The sequence below is a fragment of the Allomesorhizobium aridi genome (assembly GCF_043769475.1).
Taxonomy (GTDB): domain Bacteria; phylum Pseudomonadota; class Alphaproteobacteria; order Rhizobiales; family Rhizobiaceae; genus Allomesorhizobium.
In genome coordinates, this window is the sequence record NZ_CP171729.1 from 5,751,630 (window position 1) to 5,770,646 (window position 19,017).

17 protein-coding genes and 1 pseudogene are annotated in these 19,017 nt (G+C 63.5%); 12 read left to right on the forward strand and 6 right to left on the reverse strand.

What is annotated here, in order from left to right; translation table 11 throughout:
- Positions 1-6 precede the first annotated feature (6 nt).
- The 5 genes from modB (at position 7) to ACG873_RS30475 (ending at position 2,877) form a co-directional block, all read left to right on the forward strand.
- Positions 7-699, forward strand: coding sequence for a molybdate ABC transporter permease subunit (gene modB, locus ACG873_RS30455; protein WP_394889600.1), 693 nt, complete (start codon positions 7-9; stop codon positions 697-699).
- Positions 696-1,805 carry a molybdenum ABC transporter ATP-binding protein gene (gene modC, locus ACG873_RS30460; protein ID WP_394889602.1) on the forward strand — a complete coding sequence of 370 codons (1,110 nt, stop codon included), beginning with the start codon at positions 696-698 and terminating at the stop codon, positions 1,803-1,805. Before modB ends, modC begins: the two co-directional genes overlap by 4 nt.
- Positions 1,806-1,824: 19 nt before the next feature.
- Positions 1,825-2,166, forward strand: a complete 342-nt coding sequence (locus ACG873_RS30465; protein ID WP_394889603.1) for a winged helix-turn-helix domain-containing protein — start codon at positions 1,825-1,827, stop codon at positions 2,164-2,166.
- 77 nt (positions 2,167-2,243) lie between these two features.
- On the forward strand, positions 2,244-2,474 hold the full coding sequence (locus ACG873_RS30470; RefSeq protein WP_394889604.1) for an AbrB/MazE/SpoVT family DNA-binding domain-containing protein: 231 nt from the start codon (positions 2,244-2,246) through the stop codon (positions 2,472-2,474).
- On the forward strand, positions 2,464-2,877 hold the full coding sequence (locus ACG873_RS30475) for a PIN domain-containing protein (RefSeq protein WP_394889605.1): 414 nt from the start codon (positions 2,464-2,466) through the stop codon (positions 2,875-2,877). Before ACG873_RS30470 ends, ACG873_RS30475 begins: the two co-directional genes overlap by 11 nt.
- Positions 2,878-2,891: 14 nt before the next feature.
- Here the strand turns inward: ACG873_RS30475 and proC are convergent, their stop codons facing one another.
- Genes proC through ACG873_RS30490 form a run of 3 tightly spaced genes read right to left on the reverse strand, consistent with a single transcriptional unit; the run spans position 2,892 to position 6,049 of the window.
- Positions 2,892-3,707: a pyrroline-5-carboxylate reductase gene (gene proC / locus ACG873_RS30480; protein WP_394889607.1), complete on the reverse strand. Its 816-nt coding sequence runs from the start codon at positions 3,705-3,707 to the stop codon at positions 2,892-2,894.
- A 58-nt stretch (positions 3,708-3,765) separates the two neighbouring features.
- Positions 3,766-5,082 (reverse strand): O-antigen ligase family protein, encoded by a 1,317-nt coding sequence (locus tag ACG873_RS30485; RefSeq protein ID WP_394889608.1) that lies wholly within the window; start codon positions 5,080-5,082, stop codon positions 3,766-3,768.
- Positions 5,051-6,049, reverse strand: coding sequence for a glycosyltransferase family 2 protein (locus ACG873_RS30490; protein ID WP_394889610.1), 999 nt, complete (start codon positions 6,047-6,049; stop codon positions 5,051-5,053). The genes ACG873_RS30485 and ACG873_RS30490 overlap by 32 nt, the downstream gene beginning before the upstream one ends.
- 166 nt (positions 6,050-6,215) lie before the next feature.
- Between ACG873_RS30490 and ACG873_RS30495 the strand changes: the two genes are divergently transcribed.
- Genes ACG873_RS30495 through ACG873_RS30505 form a run of 3 tightly spaced genes read left to right on the forward strand, consistent with a single transcriptional unit; the run spans position 6,216 to position 9,075 of the window.
- A complete protein-coding gene (locus ACG873_RS30495; protein WP_394889611.1) occupies positions 6,216-7,391 on the forward strand; it encodes a glycosyltransferase in 1,176 nt (391 codons plus the stop codon).
- Positions 7,388-8,167, forward strand: coding sequence for a WecB/TagA/CpsF family glycosyltransferase (locus ACG873_RS30500; RefSeq protein WP_394889613.1), 780 nt, complete (start codon positions 7,388-7,390; stop codon positions 8,165-8,167). Before ACG873_RS30495 ends, ACG873_RS30500 begins: the two co-directional genes overlap by 4 nt.
- The gene (locus ACG873_RS30505; RefSeq protein WP_394889614.1) at positions 8,164-9,075 is read left to right on the forward strand and encodes a DUF6492 family protein; all 912 of its coding nucleotides are present in this window, start codon (positions 8,164-8,166) and stop codon (positions 9,073-9,075) included. Before ACG873_RS30500 ends, ACG873_RS30505 begins: the two co-directional genes overlap by 4 nt.
- A gap of 3 nt (positions 9,076-9,078) precedes the next feature.
- Here the strand turns inward: ACG873_RS30505 and ACG873_RS30510 are convergent, their stop codons facing one another.
- On the reverse strand, positions 9,079-10,374 hold the full coding sequence (locus tag ACG873_RS30510) for a lipopolysaccharide biosynthesis protein (RefSeq protein ID WP_394889615.1): 1,296 nt from the start codon (positions 10,372-10,374) through the stop codon (positions 9,079-9,081).
- A 145-nt stretch (positions 10,375-10,519) separates the two neighbouring features.
- Positions 10,520-10,741 (reverse strand): hypothetical protein, encoded by a 222-nt coding sequence (locus tag ACG873_RS30515; protein ID WP_394889616.1) that lies wholly within the window; start codon positions 10,739-10,741, stop codon positions 10,520-10,522.
- 153 nt (positions 10,742-10,894) lie between these two features.
- Between ACG873_RS30515 and ACG873_RS30520 the strand changes: the two genes are divergently transcribed.
- The 4 genes from ACG873_RS30520 to ACG873_RS30535 all read left to right on the forward strand — a co-directional run bounded on the left by ACG873_RS30520 (position 10,895) and on the right by ACG873_RS30535 (position 16,964).
- A complete protein-coding gene (locus tag ACG873_RS30520; protein ID WP_394889618.1) occupies positions 10,895-13,306 on the forward strand; it encodes a Wzz/FepE/Etk N-terminal domain-containing protein in 2,412 nt (803 codons plus the stop codon).
- Between the two features lie 3 nt (positions 13,307-13,309).
- A complete protein-coding gene (locus ACG873_RS30525; protein ID WP_394889620.1) occupies positions 13,310-14,209 on the forward strand; it encodes a bifunctional methylenetetrahydrofolate dehydrogenase/methenyltetrahydrofolate cyclohydrolase in 900 nt (299 codons plus the stop codon).
- A 52-nt stretch (positions 14,210-14,261) separates the two neighbouring features.
- Positions 14,262-15,224: a GlxA family transcriptional regulator gene (locus ACG873_RS30530; protein WP_394889622.1), complete on the forward strand. Its 963-nt coding sequence runs from the start codon at positions 14,262-14,264 to the stop codon at positions 15,222-15,224.
- 81 nt (positions 15,225-15,305) lie between these two features.
- Complete coding sequence (locus ACG873_RS30535; protein ID WP_394889624.1) at positions 15,306-16,964, forward strand: vWA domain-containing protein; 1,659 nt, start codon at positions 15,306-15,308, stop codon at positions 16,962-16,964.
- 175 nt (positions 16,965-17,139) lie between these two features.
- Here ACG873_RS30535 and edd read toward each other — a convergent pair.
- Positions 17,140-18,998: pseudogene (gene edd / locus ACG873_RS30540) on the reverse strand (phosphogluconate dehydratase).
- Between the last annotated feature and the right edge of the window lie 19 nt (positions 18,999-19,017).

The following is a 19,017-nucleotide window of genomic DNA, read 5'->3' on the forward strand; positions in this document are numbered from 1 at the left end:
AGCACCATGGAACTGACGCCTGACGAGTGGAATGCGGTCCGGCTGTCGGTCAAGGTCGCAGTCTGGGCCATGCTGGGCAGCCTGCCGCTCGGCCTGCTCACGGCTTTGATCCTGGCGCGAGGGAACTTCTGGGGTAAGTCGATCCTCAACGGCATCGTCCACCTGCCCCTTATCCTGCCGCCCGTCGTCACGGGCTATCTGCTGCTGCTGACCTTTGGCCGGCGCGGACCCGCGGGCGCATTCCTCGCCGAGCATTTCGGAATCGTGTTCTCGTTCCGCTGGACCGGGGCCGCGCTCGCCTGTGCGATCATGGGTTTCCCGCTGATGGTGCGCGCGATCAGGCTGTCGATCGAGGCCGTCGACCGGCGGCTCGAGGCAGCCGCCGGGACGCTCGGGGCCGGTCCGGTCTGGGTGTTCGCAACCATCACATTGCCGTTGATCCTGCCCGGCATAATCGCCGGCATGATCTTGTCCTTCGGCAAGGCGATGGGCGAATTCGGCGCAACCATCACCTTCGTCTCCAATATTCCCGGCGAGACCCAGACGCTGCCGTCGGCGATCTACACTTTCACGCAAATCCCTGGAGGCGACGCGGGCGCGTTGCGGCTCACCCTGATTTCCGTGGCCATCTCGATGGCGGCTCTCATGGCGTCGGAAGCGCTGGCGCAGCGCGCCAGCCGCCGGATCGACGGCGCATGACCGTACTCGTCGATGTCAGCCACCGGCTCGGTGAGTTCCAACTGGAGGCGCGGTTTGCGAGTGCTGGCCATCTGACCGCGCTGTTCGGGCCGTCGGGATCGGGCAAGACGTCCATTGTCAGCATGATCGCAGGACTTATCCGGCCTGACCGCGGCAGCATAGCGGTCGACGGCCGTGTGCTGACCGATCGGGCGTCCGGCGTTTTCGTGCCCATGCACCGCCGCCGCATCGGCGCCGTCTTCCAGGACGCGCGTCTGTTTCCGCATATGAGCGTACGCCGCAACCTTGCTTACGGCAAATGGTTCGCGCCGGCGGGCGAACGCTACGCGGAAAGCGGTCGCATCGTGGAGCTGCTCGGCATCGGCCACCTGCTGGAGCGCAGGCCGAGCCTGCTTTCCGGCGGCGAAAGGCAGCGCGTCGCCATCGGCCGCGCCTTGCTCGCCAGCCCTCGGCTGCTGTTGATGGACGAGCCGCTGGCTTCTCTCGACGAGGCCCGCAAGGCCGAAATCATGCCCTATATCGAGCGGCTCCGCGACGAACTGAAAATCCCGATCGTCTATGTCAGCCATTCGATCGCCGAAGTCGCAAGGCTCGCCACCGACATTGTCGTCATGTCGGACGGCAAGGTCACGGCGGCCGGCCCTACCGGCGAGATCATTCAGCGGCTCGACCTCCTTCCGGCCGAAGAACGCGGCGAGGGCGGCGTCGTGCTGGAGATGACGGTCGCCGCCCACGACATCGACTACGGTATGACCGTGCTGAAGTCGGCCGCCGGCGAGATCCGCGTTCCGCGCATTCGCGCTGAATTAGGCTCGACAGTCCGGCTCCGGCTCCGGGCGCGCGACGTCATGATCGCGACCGCCGAGCCGATGGGGCTCAGCGCTCAAAACATTCTGCGCGGGAAGATCGCGCGGATTGCCCATGCGGGCGATCCGCTGGTCGAGGTTCATGTCGATTGCCATGGACAGCAGGTACTGTCGCGGATCACTCGCCTGTCCCTCGATGCGCTTCGGCTGCATGTCGGCCAGGAGGTCTTTGCGGTGATAAAATCGGTGGCGTTCGATCACGAAAACCTGTCGAATAGCCTTATCGGTCAAGGCTTCTGAACGGGAGCGCGCTACAAGGATGCCTTCGCTTAGTCTACGGATAAATCTCGATCCCGAGGGCCGGATTGGACCCGGCAAGATCGCCCTGCTTGAGGAGATATCGGCCTCGGGTTCGATCTCGGCGGCCGCACGTGCGATGGACATGTCCTACAAGCGTGCCTGGGATCTCGTGGACGATCTTAACAGGCTGTTTGGCAAGCCACTTGTCTCTGCCCGCACCGGCGGAAAAAGCGGCGGCGGCGCAGCTTTGACGCCGCTCGGCCTTTCTGTGGTCACCCGCTTCCGCGCCATCGAGAATGCCGCGGTCGCCGCCGCCTCGCATCAATTGAAAGCACTGCAGGCGGAGATCGAAGCGGGGTAGAGTTGCAGTATTCGGGAGCTTGTATAACGCCCTCGGAAGATATACATTATTGACAATGTATATCTCCGGAGGACGTTATGAAGGTTGCCAAATGGGGAAACAGCCTGGCGGTGCGACTGCCGTCAATCGTAGTGGAAGCTCTCGATTTGCAGGAAGGCGACGAGATCGAACTGCACGTTGCCGATCGACGGGAACTTGAAGTGGTTCGTAAGCCTGGGCGTGAGGAATTGATTCAAACGCTGCGGGCCTACCGGGGCCGTCTGCCTCGCGACTTCAAGTTCGACCGGGATGAAGCCAATGCCCGATAGCGGCATAGGCCGATTTCTCGATTCCAATATTCTCATCTATCTGGCTTCGGGCGATGCGGCCAAGGCCGATCGCGCGGAACAGTTGCTGCGGGACGGCGGGACCGTAAGCGTTCAGGTTCTCAACGAAATCGCCAACGTCGCTGTTCGGAAGATGAAACTTTCATGGTCCGATACACGAGACTTTATCTCGCTAATCCGCGACCTGCTCACCGTCATTCCCCTCACGGAGCCGATCCATGAATCAGGATTGCGGCTCGCAGAACGATATCAGTTCGGAGTCTACGACGGAATGATTGTGGCTGCGGCCCTCGAAGCCGGTTGCGAGGTGGTGTTATCGGAAGACCTTCAGCATGGTCTGGTGGTCGACGGTCGATTGAGGATTGTAAATCCATTTAGAGCGTGACTGGGCGCGCAAATCTACTTTCCCAATTCCACCGATCTGATCCTCGCGGCCTCGACCGCCTCCGTCACCAGCTGCTTGAGCCGGTCCTCGCCCATCAGCACGGCGAGCGCGGCCGCAGTGGTGCCGTTCGGGCTGGTCACCTGCTGGCGGAGCACGCCCGGTTCCTCATGGCTTTCGGCTGCCAGCGAAGCTGCCCCGTAGACGGTCTGCATGGCCAGCAGTTTCGCCGTCTCCGTCGGCAACCCTGCGCTTTCTGCGGCCGCCGTCAGGCACTCGATGAAATGAAAAATGTAGGCCGGGCCGGAACCGGATACGGCGGTCACCGCGTCCATCAGGCTTTCATCCTCGATGGAAGCGACCTCGCCGCTGGCCGAAAGCAGGTCGGCGACGAATTTGCGGGCGTCGTCCGAAACGCGTTCGTTGGCGAACATGACCATCATGCCCTTGCCGATCGCAGCCGGTGTGTTGGGCATGCAGCGGACGATCGGCGCGCTTTTCCCGAGTATCTCCTCGAACGTCGCTATTGCTGTTCCGGCGGCGATGCTGAGGAACGTCGTGCGGCCGTCGCCGAAGCGTCGGTAGCCGGCTGTCACCTCGCGTATCACCTGCGGCTTCACGGCCAGCACGATCAAGGCAGGGACGGCGCCTGTGGGAATTTCGCCGACGTCGCTGCCTACCCCGCTGCCGAGCGCCTTGGCCCGCGCCCGCAATTCCGCGTTGGGTTCGATGACGAAGGTCTCGTCTGCCCTGAGCTTGCCCGATTTAAGCCAGCCCGAGAGCATGGCGTATCCCATGTTGCCGCAACCGGCGAGCGCTACTTTCACAGTCATTTCCGAGCCTCCGTCTGCCTCCGTTTAGACGGTCCGGCACTCATACGAAAGAGGCTGATCAGTCCGGGTTAGAGGCCTTGAGCGGGAAACGGGCGGTAAGCCTCAGCCCGATGACACTGAACACGAAGAACAGCCAAACCGGGTCGGCTCGCCGGAAGAAAAAGCTTTCCAGGAACGAGTTTAGCGCCGTGAACAGCAGGATCATCATGAAGAGATCGCCGAGGAAGATGTTCTCCTTGCGCAGCGGTATGCGCATGTAGTCGCGCAACGGTGCGATCAGGAACGCCCATATGGCGACGAACATGGCGGGCAAGCCCATGATCACGGCGATATCGAGATAGCCATTGTGGCCATGGACGATGCCGCGCACATCCCATGCGCGGTCGAAGGGCTGGGCCGTGCTGGTCACCGCATCGGTGCCCCAGAAGCTGTTATAGCCGTAGCCCGTCCAGGGGCGTCTGGCGATCATCTCGCCGACGAACTCCCAGAGCGTCGTTCGCCCCGTATAGGTGAGGTCGGGGAAATGCTCCGCGGCAAGCTGCTTCAGCGGATCGATGAAGACGATGCCCAGCGTGGCGAGCGCCGTGCAGATCATGGCGAGCGCAAACAAAAGCGGCGTTATCAGCCGCATCCCGAACAGGCTGGGCACTACGACGACCAGGATAGATGCCGGCACCAGACCAGCCGTCGTCTTGGAGCCGGTGTTGATCATGAAAACCATCGCGCTGGCAAATAGCAGAACGCCTGTCGCCTTCCAGCCGCGGCGGAAGAGATAAAGCCCTCCGAAGCTTAGGCAGGCCATCACCGGGCCGGCGATGTTCTTGTGGCTGAAGACGCCGCGCCAGAGTCCTGCATGCTCGGCCTCGATGGAATCAGCCGTGTGCATGGCGTCGCTCGGGAATATTACCAGGCCAGCGAAGCTCAGCCCGATGACGAACAGCCCCGCCACCGCAATGACGGTCGAAAACGCGTCGGCGTCGCGCGGGATCGCCAGCACGGTCGCCATCGTCAGAATGCCGATCAGCGTGAAGGAGGCGGCGCGCATCGCGGCATCCGGGTCGGTTGCGTTGAATGCCGAAAGCAGCAGGAAGCCGATCATCAGCAGGAAGGCCGGGCTGAATAAGGCACTGACGACCCGCGGATTGGCGAAGGCCGCCAGCGAGAAGATCGACAGCGCGCCCAGCGAACCGAAACCGAGCTGATTGACGATGTCGCCGCCATCGCCGACGGTCGTGGCCGCTGGCTGGAATGGCTTGAACGACACCATTGCGATGGTCAGCAGGATCGTCGCGATCGCCGTGGCTATGCCGCTCCGCGAGAACGCAGCCGTGATCGGCGCCGCGTCAGTTCTTCTCGGGCTGACGGTATTGTTCATTGGCATATCCGAACTCGGCCAGAACCCGGCCGAGCGCGACATGGATCGGATAGACGCCGATCGCCGGCGAGCCCGTGGTGGCCAACCTGGCCAGCGCCCGGAACGGCGAAGCAGCCAGCAGCGCCAGGCTTTTTACAAGCACCCGGATATTAGCGAGCGGCGTGCCGGCGCGCTTCTTTTTCTCGACCAGCGTGGAGATGACTCCGTTGCGCAAGCTGCGGGCGCGGATCCAGTCTGCTTCGAGCCGGCGCGGTGGAACCGCTTCGTGCACCGGTGCCTCGGCGCACCAGGCGAGCTTGAAGCCGCGCTGCGCCGTCCGGCTCAGGAAGTCGGAATCGCCGCCGCCCATGAAATTGAATTTGAGGTCTAGGAACGGCGAGCCCATTGTCGCCAGCACGTGCCGGCCGATAAGCAGATTGCCTGACGAAAAGAGCGCGCCGACCCTTCCGCTCTTCGTATGGGGCGGTGCGAAAACTGGATGTTCGGCCCATTTGGCGTGTTCAACGCTGGCGAAGACCGGAACCTGCGGCCCGCCGACGATATCCGCCTCATGTTTCTCTGAAGCGGCGCACATGTTTTCCAGCCAGTTTCTGTCAGCGATCTCGTCATCATCGATCACAAGCAAATATCTGAAACTCGGAAAATGCATCACGGCGGTCTGCCAACCGGCATTGTAGGCGCTGCAATTGCCGCGCTCATGCGCGATGATGACCATTCCCTCCAGCGCGCCCGTCTCGAAAAGCGGCAGCGCGGCGTTGGCGCCCTCGCGCGCTTCCGCCTCGTTTTCCATGACGATCACCGCGAACCGGCGCGTGGTTTCCTGCTGCCGCAGCGATTCCAGCGTGGCCAGCAACTGCTCTGGACGACGGAATGTCGGCACAGTCACGACGGCCTCGACCGCCTCCGGAACAAGTCCCGGAGACCGGCCGGCTATCGAAACCGGTCCATCTTTCTGCAAAGGCTTCATGCGAACGTCCGTCACTGCCTGGCTCTCGATAGCACCGGCCGCGATAAGGATTCGTTAAACACCTTTGGCGGATGGCTGTCTGGGCGCCGCCGTTTTGTTCCCGCCGAGCCGGCTTTTAAGCAAGGCTTCACTGGGTTTGGCTATTCGACATCTCAGGATAGGTGAGATGCATCTGCTGTTTGCCACTTCGATCGTGCCCGACGGCGGGCTCGGCTCGGGTTACGAGATCGCCAACGCTGCAATCATTGCGGCTTTGCGCCGCGCCGGCGTTCGCGTCACGGTAATCGGCTTCACCTGGCCCGGCCGGACTGCGCTGGATCCCGAAGACACGATCGTTCTTGGCTCCGTCGACGTTCGCAATCAGCATGCGCCGATCGTGCAGAAGCTCAAATGGCTCGCCAAGGCGCTCCTGACCGGCCTTACATTTTCGTCCGTGAAACTGCGGCTGGTCAGTCTGGAGCGGCTGCGCAGCGCGATCACAGAGGCCGGACCGTTCGATGGCTACGTGCTGAACTCAGTACAGTTTGCCGGCGCGTTCGAGGGCATTTTCGAAGACCGGCCTTCGATCTTCGTCGCCCACAATGTCGAGCACGTCTCGGCAGCCGAGAACGCGATCGCCGCGAAGGGTGTCTTCGAGCGCTTCCTGTTCCGGCGAGAGGCACGGCTTCTGAAGCGCCTCGAAGCGCGGCTCTGCCGCAGGGCGCGCTTCGTCTTCACCCTGGCGGAAGAAGACCGCTCGGCGCTCGGCGTGGCTTCCGATGCCAAATCGGTCGGGCTGCCGCTGGTGACCGGGCCGGACGCTCCGCCGCCACCCACCGCCCGCCGCACGGATTGCGATGCAGCTCTTGTCGGCACATGGACGTGGCTGCCCAACCGCGTCGGCCTCGACTGGTTCCTGGATGAGGTCGTACCGCGCCTGCGCCGCGATTTCCGGATCAGCATCGCCGGCTCCATGCCTGCCGGCGTCACCTCGTCTCACCCGGGAGTGACATTCGTCGGCCGAGTTCCCAACGCGCAGGATTTCATCCGCAGTGCTGCAGTCGTGCCGCTGATCAGCAGGGCAGGGACCGGAGTGCAGTTGAAGACCATCGAAGCGTTCGAACTCGGCCTGCCGACCGTCGCCACGAGCTCATCCTTGCGCGGCATCGGTCATGTTCCCGCGAACTGTGTAACGGCGGATGATCCGGCGGCCTTCGCCGCAGCGCTTGAACGCGCTGCGGCGGACGAGATCGCCGATGCCGACGGCGCCACGTTCTATAAACACCAGCGCGCGGAACTCGACGCCCGGATCAGACGCGGGCTCGAGGCGATCGGCTACCGGCGGCGCGAGGTGTTGGCATGAACATGCACGCCGCCAACGCCATCGGCATTTCCGCCTGGAAAACAATCCTCGGCATCTCGGTCGCCAGCGTCGGGTGGGATGAGGCGATTGGCCTCTTGAACCGCATGCTGGTCGAACGGCGATTCACCAAGGTCAGCTTCCTCAATGCGCACAACGCCAACGTTGCTTCCGTCGATGCAGTGTTTGCCGATGCGCTTCACGATTTCCTCATCCTCCCCGACGGCGTCGGCGTCGATATGGCGGCGAAGATCCTTTCCGGCTCGCCCTTTCCGGCAAATCTCAACGGCACGGATTTCATCCCCGGCTTCATTCAGGCCATCTCGAAACCGCTGACGGTCGGCTTGCTCGGTGCAACTCGCCGCAACGCCGACGCGGCAGCCGCACAGCTGGCGGCCATCGCCCCTCAGCATCGTTATGTCGTGATTCATGACGGGTATTTTTCAGCGCAGGAAGAGCCGGGCGTCATCGAGAAAATTGGAGCGTTGCGGCCGGATGTGCTGCTCGTCGCCATGGGGGTGCCGAGGCAGGAACTCTGGATCGCCCGCAATCTGACCGACAAGCACTGCACGTTGCCGATAGCCGTCGGTGCGCTGCTCGATTTCCTGAGCGGGGCGGTGCCGCGCGCGCCCAGTTGGATGCGTCGCATGCGGCTCGAATGGCTCTTTCGCCTGATCGTCGAACCCGGCCGCCTCTGGCGGCGCTATATCGTCGGCAATCCGCTCTTCCTCGCGCGCGTCCTGCGGCAGAAGCTCGCCCGCGGCGGGGGCAGCCGGTGAATAGCCGCTTCTTGCCGCGAGAGGCGCCGAGCCTAGCCGGTCAAACGGCCGCTTCCGCTATGGTGACGGCCAGCTATGCCCCCGATTTCGAGCGCTGCCGCCTGCTCTGCGAGACGATGGACCAGCATGTCACCGGCTTGTCGCATCACTACATCCTGGTCGAGCGGAACGATGTGGCGCTGTTCCGCCAGCTTGAAACGAAATCGCGGACCGTCGTCGACGAGCAGGATCTGCTGCCGTCGTGGCTTCACGCGGTCAATGATCCTGCGAGCCTGTTCCAACGCCGCATCTGGCTGAGCTGGAAGACAATGCCCCTGCGCGGCTGGCATGTTCAGCAGCTTCGGCGCATTGCCATCGCTGCCCATGCGGCGCAGGACGTTCTCGTCTATTGCGATTCCGATGTCGTTTTCCTGAAACCTTTCGACTGCGCGGCGTTCCGCAGCGACGGCAAGCTGCGGCTGTTTCGACGCGACAATGCGCTGCCGGATACGGGAGATCACGCGATCTGGTCGAGGAATGCCGGTGCGGCTTTGGGCATCGAGCATCCGGCGGTCTCGCCGCATGATTACATCTCAACCCTGATTGCTTGGAGCGGGCAGGACGTTCGAGCCATGTGCGCGCATATAGAGCGGCTGCACGGCCGCAACTGGGTCGAAGTGGTCGGCGCGTCCCGGAAGTTTTCGGAATGCCTGATCTACGGCCGTTTCGTGGACGAAGTGCTTGGCGGCGCCGGGCACTTCCATGGGGCGGAGGAATTCTGTCGCGTCCACTGGACCGGCTCACCCATGTCTGACGACGACTTCCGCAGCTTCGTCGCCGGCATGTCGCCGCATCAGGCGGCGATCGGCATGCAGTCCTTCATAGGCACCGATATCGACCGTATTCGCCGCCTGACGCAGGCTGCGTAGCAGTCACACCGGCTTGGCCGGCATGCGCAGCGCCGAATAGGTCAACAGCGCCGATACCAGATAGAGCGCGGCGAACATTGCGTTAAGCGACCAGATGAAAGCCGCGGTGTCGAGGCTGTTCATCATGACGAAGATCAGCAGCACGGCCTTCGCACCCGCCAGCAAAGCGAGATTAAGCGCCCGGACGAGGGTCTGTCCGCGCGCGAACAGCAACTCGGCCTGATATTCGATCAGGTTGCGCAGGCCCGGCACGCAAACCGCCAGTGCGACGAGTGGCGCGGCGTCCGCGACGGTCCGGCCCAGCGCCGCCGGGAAATAGTGCAGAACCACAGCAAGGCTCAGCAGCGCGCCCGTCGAGATGGCAAAAATACCGGCTTCGATGCCGCCGCGTGCGCGCCAGCTTCTCAGCATATCGGGAGCGCGCATCATGCGCTGCACCAGCATCATCGAAAATGTGCGGATCGGGATGGCAGTAAGGTCGACCAGCCGCATGACGATCGCATAAAGACCGGCAAGTTGCGGTCCGCCAATGGCCAGGACAAGCAGCTTGTCAAACTCCATCTGCAGGTAGAACAGGATTTCCGCTCCAGCCACATAGAGCGAATCCGCAAGCCGCCGCCAGTAGAGAAGCGGCCGGAAGCGCAGCCGCTGACGCGGATAAAAAAGCGCAACCGCTACGATGAGGGCGATGGCGTTGACGGCGATATAGAAGCCCGACCACGCGGCTAGACTGTCGGTCGGCCACAATGCGAACGCCACCGCGCCCACCGCCCGCATCACGGTTCCGAAAATAGTCAGGGAAGCCGCGCGTCCGAACCGGTTCTGACCGTTGTTGACGATGATCACGACCTCGAAAGGCCGCCACAGCAACGCCTCGGCGACTATCACCACAGCAAAGATCGAAAGCGCCATCTGGCCTGCGAAGAACAGCAGGTAGGTCAGCCATGAGGCTGCGGCCAAAACCGGCAGTGACAGCGCGCCCATCAGGACGAAACCCGCCGTGAACGTGCCGATGAGGTTCGGTCGGATGGTTGCCGTGCGATAGAGCGCTGAAATGAACCCGAAGGCCAGGATCCGCGACAGCATGACGCCCGCGGCTGAAGCCGTTGCGAAAAGCCCGAAATCGGCCAGCGACAGCGTATTCGCCAGCGCCACGAAATACAGGAGCGAAAACACCAATCGGCCGCCGGCGCCGCTGATTGCGGCGAAATAATCGCGCAGCAGGCCGTGCCGCTCCGACAGGAACGCGCCAAGTCTGGCGAAAGGCCGCCTTTGCCGGATATCGTTCGCCTGGGTCATGCTTCGCGCGATGCTAGCGCGGAAAGCTTAATGTGCGGTTCCGCGTTATCCCTGCACGGTCCAAACCACGCAGCATTGTTCGGACGATCGGCGTCCGTGACGAGCGGAAATTAACCTTTTGTTTCCCATGCCTGTTTAGCGTGGCTTAACGTTTGCATTCACCACTCCGGCATGCGTCGGGAAACGGCCGCAATCCATGTTCGAGACCGATCAACGCGACGATCCCCGGCGTGAGCGCTCGTTGCTCTCGTTGAGTGGCGCGCACCCCGGTGAGGGCGCTTCGCGGCGTTCGGCGTCGCTTCTTGCCGCGGCCGATCCGCAGCACGCTGACGATGCCGCGGCTCGCCATCACATCGGCCGTCAGCATCGAGCCGCCAGGAACAGTCCGGCGTCGCCTAGACCTGTTTTAGCGGACGAAAAGCCAATACCCGAACCGCCGACCGCCAGAACGACATGGATAGAGCGCCTTCTGCCTGCCTGGATCAGGCCGCCCGATCAGACCGACAGCGCTCCAGCCGAATTGCCGGCCAGGCAGGTTCGTCATTTCGACAACCGATATAGCGAGGACCGTTCGTCCGAAATTTCGGTTACGGAAAGCGCCGGTCCGTCTGCCGGGCGCGAACCGCCCGACGAACATTGGAAGCCGCTCATCGATCCCGGGAAAGTGGTCGGCGGCATAGCCAAATCGAAATGGATCATCGTCGGAACGACCGTGCTTGGCGCGGTGCTGGGCGTCATGATCGCGCTTTCCACTCCGAAGAGATACGAAGCCACCGTCGAGTTGCTGGTCGATCCGCGAGACCTCAATCTGGTCGAGCGCGACATCACCCAGAGCGGGCTTTCCAATGAAGCCACTTTAGCGATTATCGAGAATCAGGTCCGGATCCTGACTTCCGGCACGGTTCTGACCAAGGTCGTGGAACGCCTCAATCTCGCCAGCGATCCCGAATTCAACGGTGAGGGCAGCGATGGCGGCATCGGTGCGTTCGTCTCGAACGTCCGCTCGCTGCTTGCGCGCAGCGATGGCGACGACGGCGGCGACAGGCGGCACACCCTTGCCGTCCAGAATCTTTCCGAGGCCCTGACGGTCGAGCGCGGGGGCAAGACCTTCGTGATCATGATCAGCGCGGTCACAAAGGATGGCGAGAAATCGGCGCTGATCGCCAACACCATGACCGATGTGTTTCTGCAGACCTACGGGCAAATCCAGTCAAATACGGCCGGACGCGCGGCGGACGAGTTGACGTCGAGGCTCGACCAGCTCCGCGAAGGCGTCGAGGCGGCCGAGCGCAAGGTCGAAACCTTCAAGGCCGAGAACGACATCATCGACGCGCAGGGCCGCCTGATAACGGACGACGAGATCGTCAAGCTGAACGAGCAGCTTTCGGTGGCGCGCGCACGGACGCTGGAACTGAACGCCAAGGCGTCGTCGACACGGTCGGTCAATATCGATGCCGTGCTCGGCGGCGTTCTGCCTGAAGAACTGTCGTCTCCGACAATCCAGGAATTGCGCGCACAGTATTCGGCGCTGAAGAGCGACGCCGACCGGCTGGCGGTGAGGCTCGGCCCACGCCATCCAGAGCGCATGGCCATCGAAGCGCAGCTCACCGGAGCACGCGACAGGATCAGCAGCGAATTGCGCCGGGTTGTCTCGTCGACGCAGACCGAGTTGAAGCGCGCGGTCCAGCTCGAACAGGAGCTTGCGGCGCGGCTGGCGCAGCTGAAGGTGCGCCAGGGCGATGTCAGCAACGAGCTGGTGACGCTGCGCGAGCTAGAACGCGAGGCGACCGCCAAGCGCGCCGTGTACGAGGCATTCCTTCTGCGGGCACGGGAAACCGGCGAGCAGAAGGACATCAACACCGCCAATATGAGCGTGATCTCCAAGGCGTGGCCGCCACTCAACGCCAATCCGCCCTCGCGCTCGACGATGGCGCTGACCGGGCTGATGCTCGGCTTCTTCGCCGGCGTCGGCTTCGGGGTCATGCGCGGTGCCTATGACAGCCTGCGCGATACCGCTAACTCGCGCGCAACGGGGCAGGAGCGGCGCAAGCGCGATCCGTCCAGGACGGTTGTTCCGGCGAAAAGCCTAGAAATTGGATTTGCCGGGACCGGCTCGTCCCGGCCTTTAGCACAAGATACGCCAAGCCACGCCGTCCGGCCGGAACCGCGCAGCCGGCAGACCGCTCCGGTCAGCGTTGAGCCCGAGGCGCATCCGGAGCCGCAAAACCCGCCGCCGCGCCGCGATGAAGCGCTCTCAACTTCGAGGGAAACTCCGATGCAAGGTCCAGTTTACGCTTATCCGCCCCTTGGCGCGCCCCCTGCGGCGTCCGTCCCGACTGCCTATCCAGTCCAGCCGCAGGCCTACCCGCAGCCTTATCCGACTGCGCAGCCGCAGTCCGTCTATGCCCAGCAGCCGCAGATGCAGCCATACTATGCGGACCCTTACCAGCAGCCCGCCCACTATGCGCCGCAGCTTGCTTATCCGCAGGCTCCGGTACAGCAGGCGCCGCACTGGCAGCAGCCGCAGATGCCCGCGCCCGCCGATTACCCATATCCGCAGCAGGGACAGCCGCCGGCAGGCTTCTATCCCGCGCACATGCCGCCGCAAACATTGCATGCCCAGCACGCTATGACGCCGCACTATGCGCAGCCCGCCGCCGCTCCTGCGGCGTCTCTTCGGCCACAGGAATCCCCGCCGCCGCCGGCGGCAGAGGCGCTGCAGGCGCCTATCGACGAGATCTCGCTCCAGCCTGCGCGAATTCCGCGAGGCGGTGCGCGACCTCACCGAGGCTCGGCAGCGCCGCCGCTACTTCTGAGCGGTCCCGAATTCGCAAGCGGTTTCGAGTTTACGCCACGCGACGCCGCTTTGGCGGATTGCGCCGGCAATCTTTCGCCACTATGCCGCAGACTGCCAAGTTGCAGTCAAGGATGAACCATGGCCGAAATCATTGACGGAAGAGCCGTAGCCGATGAGGTCGTGCAGACCGTAAAGCGGTTGACCGGCGAACTGGTGAATGCGCGATCGATCATACCCGGCCTCGCCGTCGTTATCGTTGGAGAGGATCCGGCAAGTCAGGTCTATGTTTCCTCCAAGAGCCGAAAGGCTAAGGAATGCGGCTTTCACTCCGTTCAGCACACGCTGCCGGCCGACACCACCGAAGAACAGCTGGTCGCCATCATCGGCGATCTCAACGCGGATCCGGCGATCCACGGCATTCTGGTTCAATTGCCGCTGCCGGCCCATATCGATTCCGGCCGCATCATTCAGACCATCGCGCCCGAAAAGGACGTCGACGGCTTCCATTTCGTCAATGTCGGCAAGCTCGGCGCGGGCGAACTCGACACCGCCTTCGTGCCGTGCACGCCGTCTGGTTCCATGCTTTTGATCGAGCGGGTGCGGGGGAAGGATCTGTCCGGCCTGAATGCTGTTGTTGTTGGCAGGTCGAATATCGTCGGCAAGCCGATGGCCAATCTCCTGCTCGCCGCCAACTGCACCGTGACCATCGCACACAGCCGCACGAAGGATCTGCCGGCTCTTGCCCGCACCGCCGACATCCTGGTCGCTGCCGTCGGCCGCCCGGAGATGATCAGGGGCGACTGGGTCAAGCCCGGCGCCACCGTCATCGACGTCGGCATCAACCGGATCCCGGCGCCGGAGAAGGGCGAAGGCAAGTCGCGGCTGGTCGGAGATGTGGCGTTCGCCGAGGCCGAAAAGGCTGCCGGCGCGATCACGCCGGTGCCGGGCGGCGTCGGCCCGATGACGATCGCGCTGCTGATGGCCAACACGCTGGTTTCCGCATATCGTGCCGCGGGCCTTGAGCGCCCGAAATTCTGAAGCCAAGGTCCAAGCTTTGCCCCCGCTTCCTGTTGCTGTAGAACGGCCGGCCATGCCTGACCAGATCCAGGGAGGCCGGCAGTTCGCGTTCCTGCTGGTCGACAAATTCTCGATGTTTTCGCTGGCCGCCGCGATCGACACGTTCCGATCGGCGAACCGGCTGCTCGGCCACGACTATTATGGCTGGACCACGGTCTCGGCGGACGGCGACGCGGTCATGGCTTCGAACGGCCTGCCGTTGAAGATCGACTACAGCGTCGCCGACCTTCCGCCCGTCGACATATTGTTCGTCTCAGTCGGCCTTACGACGGAATTCCCGGGCAAGAGCAAGGTGCTTGGCGCGCTGCGCAGCTGGGGCAGGCGCGGCGGCGCGCTCGGTGCGCTGTCGGTCGGCTCCTATCTGCTTGCCGAGGCCGGCCAGCTCGAAGGCCATCGCTGCACCATCCATTGGGAAAACCGTGCCGGCTTCATGGAAAAATTCCCGGATATCGAATGCACCGGCAACGTCTTCGAGATCGACCGCAAGCGTTATACCTGCGCCGGCGGCACGACCTCGATCGACCTTATGCTGGAGATCGTTCGCACCGATTTCGGCTCCAACATCGCCAATGGTGTCGCCAACCAGTTCCAGCATGAGCGCATCCGCTCCGCGGGCGACCGCCAGCGCGTCGGCCCGGAACGCGACCTGACCGGCAAGTCGGAAAAGCTCCGCAAGATCGTCGAGCTCATGGCCGACAATCTCGACGAGCCGTTCTCGGCGGTGCAACTGGCCAAGTCCGCCGGGCTGTCGGTGCGACAGGTCGAGCGGCTGTTCCTGCGCCACCTGACCGTCACGCCCGGCCGCTATTACATGCGCCTCAGGCTGGAGCGGGCCCGCGAATTGCTGCGCCAGACCAACATGCCGATCCTCGACGTGGCGATCGCCACCGGCTTCACCTCGCATTCCTATTTCGCGCAGAGCTACCGGTTGCAGTTCGGCCGGCCGCCGTCGGAAGAGCGTCGCACCACTTACTGATTGGCATGCCGCCGGGTTGCCAGCCACCGGCCCCTTCGCTAGCTTGCGACCGCGAGCGAACGGCGCATCGAGGGGGACATCATGATCGCATTGTCACGTGGCGTGCTGGCGGTGTTCCTTACCCTCTGGCTGACCGCAATCGCCGCAGCCGCGGACCGCACGATCATCGTGCTCGATGCGTCGGGCTCCATGTGGGGCCAGATCGACGGCCAGCCCAAGCTCGAAATTGCGCGCCAGACGCTGAGGACCGTGCTGCAGACAATTCCGGCCGACATGGAGCTTGGCCTGCTGGCCTACGGCCACCGCGAGAAAGGCAGTTGCGACGACATCGAGTTGGTGGTGCCGCCCGCGCCAGGCGCCGCTTCGTCCATCACGCTCGCCGCCGACACGATGAAGTTCCTCGGCAAGACGCCGCTTTCCGCCTCGGTCAGGCAGGCCGCCGAAGCGTTGCGCTACACCGAGGACAAGGCGACGGTCATCCTGATCACCGACGGGCTCGAAACCTGCAATGCCGATCCCTGCGCCGTCGGAACCGAACTCGAACAGGCCGGTGTCGACTTCACCGCCCATGTCGTCGGCTTCGGCCTGACTGCAGAAGAGGGCAGGCTGGTCGCGTGCCTCGCCGAGAACACCGGTGGCAAATACATCCAGGCGTCGGATGCCGGCGCGCTGAAAGACGCCTTGATCGAGACGGTTGCTGTCGCGCCCGCTCCGCAGCCTGAGCCAGCACCTGCCCCTGCGCCCGAGCCGGCTGCGCCCGAATTCAACTTCGTCCCGAAGACGTCGCTGGCCCAAGGCCAGCCTGCACTGGACGAGGCCGGAAACGCCTATGAAATCTACGCGGTGAAAGCCGACGGCGCGAAGGGCGAACGCGTCGCGACTGAATACGACAATTACAAGGGCAGCCTGGAGCCGGGCGACTACATCATCAGGGCAACGCTCGGCGAGGCCTTCGCCGAGATGCCGGTCAAGATCGAAGCAGGCAAGGTCGCCGAGCCGGCCTTCGTGCTCAACGCCGGCACTTTGATCGTTCGCCCGCTGGCCAGCGAGGGCGCCGAGGTCAACGATGGCGCGACGGTGATCACCGAATATCCGGGCGGCGGCAAGGCCACCAATTACGGCCTGACCAAGATCGTCCTGCCCGCCGGCGAGCAGAAGCTGACGGTGAAAATCGGCGAGGGTGAAATCAGCGAAACGCTCGCGCTGGCTGCCGGCCAGACCATCGAGAAGGATGTCGTCGTCGGGGTCGGACGGGTCGTGGTCAACGCCTTTTATGCCGAAGGCGGCGAAAAGGTCGGCACTTCCGGCCTTGACATAAAGATATTCAAGGCGAGGAAAAAGACCGACGGCTCACGCGAACAGGTAACGTATGGCTTCGGCCCTGACGGCAAGTTCGAACTTTCTCCGGGCGACTATGTCGCGATCGTGAGAATGGACGAGGCCGAGGCCGAGCAGCCATTCAACATCCGCGCCGGCGAGTCGAAGGATGTCACTGCCCACCTGAATGCCGGCGTGCTCGCCGTTTCCGCCCCCGGCGCCAAGCACATCGAGGTGTTCGGGGCCAAGAAGGACATCCAGGGCAACCGCAAGGCGTTCGGCTACGCCTTCGACGAGAAGCACCAGGCGACCCTGCCGACCGGCGACTACGTGATCGTCGCCGACCGCGAAGACAATGGCGGCAAGAAGGAAGCCACCGCGACAGTCAATGCTGGCGAGCGGACAGAGGTGACGGTACCGTAGTCGCTGAAGGCTCGGCGGCTTCGATCATCACAGTTCCGTCTGGAAGAAGCTCATAATTGATCTTCCCACCGGGCTGGACGCCAAGATGCTCGAGAACATCTTTGCCTAGCGATATCTGCCTTCTTGCCGTGACTTTCAGAATCAACATGGGCAGCTTCCCAATGAGCGAAGGCTTTTAGCCTACTCTAAGGTCTGCCGTATTCAAGAGCGCCTCACACCACCCGAAAGCGCTCGCGCCATGGTCGGCGCGGCCGACCATCTGGCGGAAGCCCGCGAACAATTCGCGGCCGAAGCCGTGCTCGTTGGCCGAAAGGTCGATATCCGGGGTTTTCCGCACGGCCAACTCAGCGGTCGGCGCGAGAACCTCCAGCGTGCCGTTGTCGGCGTCGAGCCGGATGATGTCTCCGTCCCGGATCTTGCCGATGACGCCGCCTTCCAGCGCTTCCGGCGTCACATGGATCGCCGCAGGAACCTTGCCCGACGCGCCCGACATGCGGCCGTCCGTGACCAACGCCACTTTGTGCCCGCGGTCCTGCAGCACGCCGAGTATCGTCGTCAGCTTGTGCAGTTCGGGCATGCCGTTGGCCTTCGGCCCCTGGAACCGGATCACCGCGACGAAATCGCGGTCGAGCTGGCCTGCCTTGAAGGCGTCGTTCAGCGCCTGCTGGCTGTCCAGAACAATCGCCGGCGCCTCGATCAGCCGCCGCTCGGGCTTCACCGCCGACGTCTTGATGATGGCGTGGCCGATATTGCCGGCGAGAACGCGCAGGCCGCCGGTCGGCTGGAACGGCTTGGTGAAGGTCGTCAGCACTTTTTCGTCGCCGCTGATCCTCGGCGCCGCCTCACGAATCACGCCGCCGTCGGGACCGAGCCGGGCTTCCACGGCGTAGGGCCGAAGGCCTTCCCCCATATCGTCTGCACGTCCTCGTGCAGCAGGCCCGCGTCGAGCAATTCACGGATCAGGAAGCCGAGCCCGCCCGCCGCATGGAAATGGTTCACATCGGCCAGTCCGTTCGGATAGACGCGGGCAAGAAGCGGCGTCGCCTCGGAGAGGTCGGAAATGTCCTGCCACGTGATCTGGATGCCCGCGGCGTGAGCCATCGCGATCAGGTGGATCGTATGGTTTGTCGAGCCGCCGGTCGCGTGCAGCCCGACGATGCCATTCACCACCGAGCGCTCGTCGATCATCCGGCCGACAGGCGTGTAGGCGTTACCCATGGCTGTGATCGCCAGCGCACGCTTCGCGGCTTCTTTGGTCAGCGCGTCGCGCAGCGGCGTGTTGGGGTTGACGAACGATGCGCCCGGCGTGTGCAGCCCCATGATCTCCATCAGCATCTGGTTGGAATTGGCCGTGCCGTAGAAGGTGCAGGTGCCCGGACCGTGATAGGATTTCGACTCGGCTTCCAGCAGTTCGGCGCGTCCGACCTTGCCCTCGGCATAGAGCTGGCGCACGCGCGCCTTCTCGTCATTCGGAATGCCGGTGGTCATCGGCCCGGCCGGAATGAACACCGCCGGCAGATGGCCGAAGGTCAGCGCCGCGATCGCCAACCCCGGCACGATCTTGTCGCAGACGCCGAGGTAGACTGCGGCGTCGAACATGTTGTGGCTGAGGCCGATCGCGGTCGCCATTGCGATCACGTCGCGCGAAAACAGCGACAGCTCCATGCCCGGCTGTCCCTGCGTGACGCCGTCGCACATGGCCGGCACGCCGCCCGCCACCTGCGCGATGCCGCCCGCCTCTTTCGCCGCCTGTTTGATCAGTTGCGGGAAGATTTCGAAGGGCTGGTGCGCCGAAAGCATGTCATTGTAGGAGGTGATGATGCCGAGATTGGGCACCCTGTCTCCAGCGAGCGCTGTCTTTTCGGCCGGAGCGCAGGCGGCGAAACCATGGGCGAGATTGCCACATGAGAGTACCGCCCGGTTGGCGCCGCGACTTGCGGCGTTGTCGATCCGCTCCAGATAGATCTCGCGCGAATTTCTCGAGCGCTGCCGGATGCGCTCGGTGATGGCCTCGATGTCTTTCCTGGCGGTCATGGCGGTGCATCCTCTTCGA